Origin of the sequence: Nakamurella sp. (genome assembly GCF_048594475.1) — a bacterium.
In the GTDB taxonomy this organism is placed as follows: Bacteria; Actinomycetota; Actinomycetes; order Mycobacteriales; family Nakamurellaceae; genus Nakamurella.
On record NZ_JBMDXT010000143.1, the window covers coordinates 1 to 4,758 of the forward strand.

Below are 4,758 nucleotides of genomic sequence, written 5' to 3' on the forward strand. Positions count from 1 at the left end.
GGGCTAATCGGGCGCGGGGGGGGGGCGCCGCCGCCCGCGGGCGGCCCCCCCCCCGGGCGGGGCCGCGCCCCCGGGGCCGGGGCGCCCCGCGACCGCGCCGGCCGATCCCGGCAGCGACCCCGCCCTGACCGCCGGTCTCACCGATCCGGGCGCCCCCGGGGCGGGCGCGTGACGGGCCGGCCGGCCCCGCGCCGCCGGGGCCCGCGGCCTGACGCTGCCGTGACGACCGGCCGGAGGGCGGGCCGGTGAACGAGGAGAAGACCTTCCTGGACCGCCTGCTGGAGATCGTCGCGGTCCTGTTGCTGGCGATCACCACCCTGGGCACCGCCTGGTGCGGCTACCAGGCGTCCCAGTGGTCGGGCGTGCAGAGCGACGACAGCAAGCAGGAGGCCGGCTACCGGCTGGAGGGCAACCGCCAGTACGGCCTGGCCGTGCAGACGATCAGCTACGACACCAACTTCATCGCCATGTATGCGCAGGCCGTCCAGGCCGGCAACACCGGCCTGGCCACCTTCTACCGCCAGTCGCTGGCCCGCCCGGATTTCCTGCCGACCCTGGACAAGTGGGAGGCCGAGGTCGCCGCCGGGCAGGCGCCGACCCCGCTGAGCGAGGACCAGGAGTACCTCGACACGCTGCGCGGCGGGTACCTCGACGCGCAGGCCAAGGGGGACGCGGCCTCGGTCGCCGCCTCCGAGGCCGGCGCCAACGCCCAGCAGTACGTGCTCACCACGATCGTGCTGGCGGTCGCCCTGTTCTTCGCCGGCGTCACGTCCTCGTTCCGGTACAAGCCGGCCCGGGCGATGCTGATCATCCTGGCGCTGGGCACCCTGGCCTTCGCCGCCTCCCGGGTGGCGGACCTGCCCATCGCGTGACGCCCGCGGTCGGGTGAATCGCCGTCGGTTCACCCGATCGACGCGATTCGGACACAGCAATCCCACAGGCGGGTCGCTCGGACGCCGCCGTCGGCCCGGCCCGGTGACACCCCGCAGCATCCCGGCGGCGGCATCCGGGCCATGCGGTCCGCACCCGTCACCCGCCGGTGATCTCCCGGCTACCCGCCGCAGGCCCGTCCGGACGAGCCCGCCCCGGCTGCGCTTGACGGTCGCCGGACCCCGTGAGTTGCTGGCCGGTGGCGCCCTGCGCAGGACGGTTCGGAACGGATCGGGGCCGTTCCGGGCGGCCGGCGACACCTCGGGGGCCGACGGGGGCGGAATCGGGACCGCCACACTGCTGGGACAGGGGGTTCGGTGGGGGTTCGGGTGGCGCGGGACGCTCGAACGCGGTGGGCCGCCGGCTCCCGCGCGGCCGCCGTGGCCACGACCGGTCTGGTCCTGGCGTCGGCCGTGCTCGTCGCCCCGGCCCTGGGTCCGGTCGTCGTGCCGCTGGCCGCCGCCGTCACGATGCTGGCCTGCGCGGCTCCTGCCCGGACCGGCGGCCCGACCGCCCGCGGCTGGTGGTGGGTGGCCGCCGCGGTCGGCACCTGGGCCGGCGGGCTGCTCCTGTGGACCCTGGTGTGGCGGCCGCCCTTTCCGGGCCCCGTCACACAGGCCCTCGCGCAGGTCGGGCCGAGCGTCTACCTGGTCCCGGCCCTGTGGGCCCTGTGGCTCCTGCGTTCACCGGACCGCGAGGGCATCGTCTTCGCGCGGCAGATCCTCGACGGTCTGATCGTGGCCGGGTCGGCCCTGTTCGTCGCGTGGATCGGCCTTCGCCGGCTGGACCCGGCGGGCGGGGGCGGAGGGGCCGAACAGTGGGTCACCCTGGCCGTTCGGCCGGCCGCCGGGGCCCTGCTCACGGGCACCGTGCTGATCGTCGGCCTGGCGCAGCCCGCCGCCCGGCGCGGCCCCTGGGCCGTCGGGTTCCTCGGGGTGCTCACCGTGACCGTCACCAGCTGGCTCGCCGTGGCCGCACCGGGGCCGTCCGATCCGCTCCGGACCGCTCCGGCGGCCGGCTGGACCGTGGGCGTGCTGCTGATCGGGCTGGCCGCCCTGCTGCCGGCGACCCGGCGGCCGGACCGGTCGACCCTCGGCGGGCTGACCCAGGACGGGCTGCCCTACCTGGCCGCGGCGGTCGCGGTCGCCGGCGCCCTGCTCGGCGACGTCCTGCACGATCCGCTCCTGGTCGCCGGCGGCGTCGCGCTGATGCTCCTGGTCGCGGGTCGCTACCTGCTCGTCCACGCCGAGCGCCGCTCCCGCACCCGGCGCTTGGAGCGCTCGCTCGAACGCCGCAGCACCGAACTCGGGGGCGCCCGGTCGCATCTGCGGCAGACGTTCGACGAGTCACCGATCGGGGTGGTCGCGATCGGCCCGGACGGGGTGATCCTGGAGGCCAACCCCGCCTTCGGCCGGCTGCTGCGGGCCGACCCCGCCGATCTGGCCGGGCGCAGCCTGCCCGACCTGACCGCACCGGAGCAGGACCGGGACGGCTCGTCGCTCGGGGCGACCCTGGCCCGCATCCGGGCCGGCACCGACCGGATCGACCCGGTCGAGGAGCGGTACCGGGCGTTCGACGGCTCGGATGTCTGGGTCCAGCAGACGGTCGGCGTCTACCGCGACCCGCAGGGGGCGGCCACGACCATCGCCGTCCAGGTCGTGGACATCACCGCCGCCCGCGCCGCCCTGCTCGCCCAGGCGCGGCAGACCCGGTTCCTGGACGCGACCATGGAGAACCTCGACTCGGCCGTCATCGCCTGCGACGCCGGCGGCCGGGTGATCCTGATGAACCGGCCGGCGCGTGAGCTGCTGCAGGTGCCGGCCGCTCCCTGGCTGCCCCCGGGCGACTGGTCGGACCTGCAGGTGCTGCTGGCCGGGGACGGCCGCACCCCGGTGGAGCCGGACGAGCTGCCGCTGATCCGGGCGCTGCGCGGCGAGGACGTGCGGGACGCCGAACTGGTGGTGGGCACGCCCGACGGCGAGCGCCGCGTGCTGCTGATCAACGGCCGCCAGATCCGCGATCTCGACGGCGACGGGACCGGCCCGGTGCTGGGCGCGGTGGTCTGCATGACCGACGTCACCGATCGCCGGGAGGCCGAGGCCGCCCTGGTCCGGCAGGGTCTGCACGACCCGTTGACCGACCTGGCCAACCGCGCCTTGCTGCGGGACCGGCTCACCCAGGCCATCGCCCGCCAGGATCGTCAGCCGGACCCGTTCGCGCTGCTGCTGCTGGACCTGGACGGGTTCAAACTCGTCAACGACAGCCTCGGACACCAGGCCGGCGACGAGGTGCTGGTCGCCATCGCCCATCGCTTCCAGGGTTGTCTGCGGGCCAGCGACACCATCGCGCGGCTCGGCGGGGACGAGTTCGCGGTGCTGCTGGAGAACACGACGGGCCCGGAGGCGGTCTCCGTCGCCGAGCAGCTGCTGACCACCCTGCGCCGGCCGGTCCGGGTCGAGCAGCACGCCATCAACCCCGACGCCTCCGTCGGGATCGCCCTGTCGACCGGTCGGGACACCGCGGAGTCGATGCTGCGCAACGCGGACCTGGCCATGTACGCGGCCAAGGACGCCGGCAAGGGCGTCATCGAGGTCTTCCGGGCCGCCATGCACGACAGCGTCCTGCAACGCCTGATCATGGACAGCGAGCTGCGGCGCGCGGTCGAGCAGGAGCAGTTCGCGGTCTACTACCAGCCCACCTTCTCGCTGGTCACCGGCCGGCTGTGCGGGTTCGAGGCGCTGCTGCGCTGGCGGCATCCCGCCAAGGGGGAGATCCCGCCGTGCAGCTTCATCCCGCTGGCCGAGAGCACCGGCCTGATCGTCCCGCTCGGTCGCTGGGTGCTCGAACAGGCCTGCCGGCAGGCGGCCCGGTGGCGCACCCTCGTCGGACCCACCGATCCGCTGCTGATGTCGGTCAATCTGTCGGTCCGGCAGCTGCACGATCCCGGGCTGACGGACGTCGTGCTCGCGGCCCTGCGCGACGCCGGGCTCGAACCGGGCGGCCTGCAGTTGGAGATCACCGAGAGCATCTTCGACCAGCGGAACGAGATCGTGGGCGTTCTCGGCGAGCTGCACCGGGCGGGCGTGAAGCTGGCCATCGACGACTTCGGCACGGGGTACTCCTCGCTCAGCCGCCTGCACATCCTGCCGATCGACCGGGTCAAGGTGGACCGCTCGTTCGTCGAACTGCTGGCCGACGGCAATCCCGCCCCGCTGGTGGCGGCGACCATCTCGATGGCGCACAGCCTGGGGATGCAGACCACGGCGGAGGGCATCGAGTCCGCCGATCAGCTGCCGCTGCTGCGGCTCTACGGCTGTGACGACGGGCAGGGCTACCACTTCGGCCGGCCGATGACGGCGAGCGCCGCGACCGAGGTGATCCGCGAGCACCTGGCCGGGCGTCGCCCCGCGGTGACCCCGCCGCCCTTCGGCTGACCGCCGGGGTCCGACCCGGCCGGAGCGAGGGCACACGGTCGCACCCGCCGCGCACCCCGGGGATCACCGGCCCGGACGATCGGGACCGCGAAACCGGCGCCGTCCACCGTGGGAGCGGCCCCCGGCCGTCGGTTCCCCGGGAACCCGCGGCAAAGATCACCCGATCGAGCGAGCTCGCCCGCGTTCTCGCTGGTCCGCGACTACCAGCGACGGCCGGCCCGGCCCCCCGGGGGTGACCGGAACCCGGCCTCGGCGGCGGGGACGATGGACCCAGACGATCGCAGACCGATCGAGGTGGGCACATCCCGCCCGGGCGGCCGGCCGGCCCGGCCGGGCGGGATGGATCGACCGGACCGGGCCGGCCCGCTCTGACGCTGCGCAACGCCGAGCGGCC

2 protein-coding genes are annotated in these 4,758 nt (G+C 75.2%); both read left to right on the plus strand.

The features are described from left to right. Positions 1 to 245 precede the first annotated feature (245 nt). The gene (locus ACOJUF_RS07195) at positions 246 to 872 is read left to right on the plus strand and encodes a hypothetical protein (protein ID WP_420121179.1); all 627 of its coding nucleotides are present in this window, start codon (positions 246 to 248) and stop codon (positions 870 to 872) included. Between the two features lie 438 nt (positions 873 to 1,310). Continuing rightward, positions 1,311 to 4,364 carry an EAL domain-containing protein gene (locus tag ACOJUF_RS07200; RefSeq protein WP_420121180.1) on the plus strand — a complete coding sequence of 1,018 codons (3,054 nt, stop codon included), beginning with the start codon at positions 1,311 to 1,313 and terminating at the stop codon, positions 4,362 to 4,364. Positions 4,365 to 4,758: the final 394 nt, after the last annotated feature.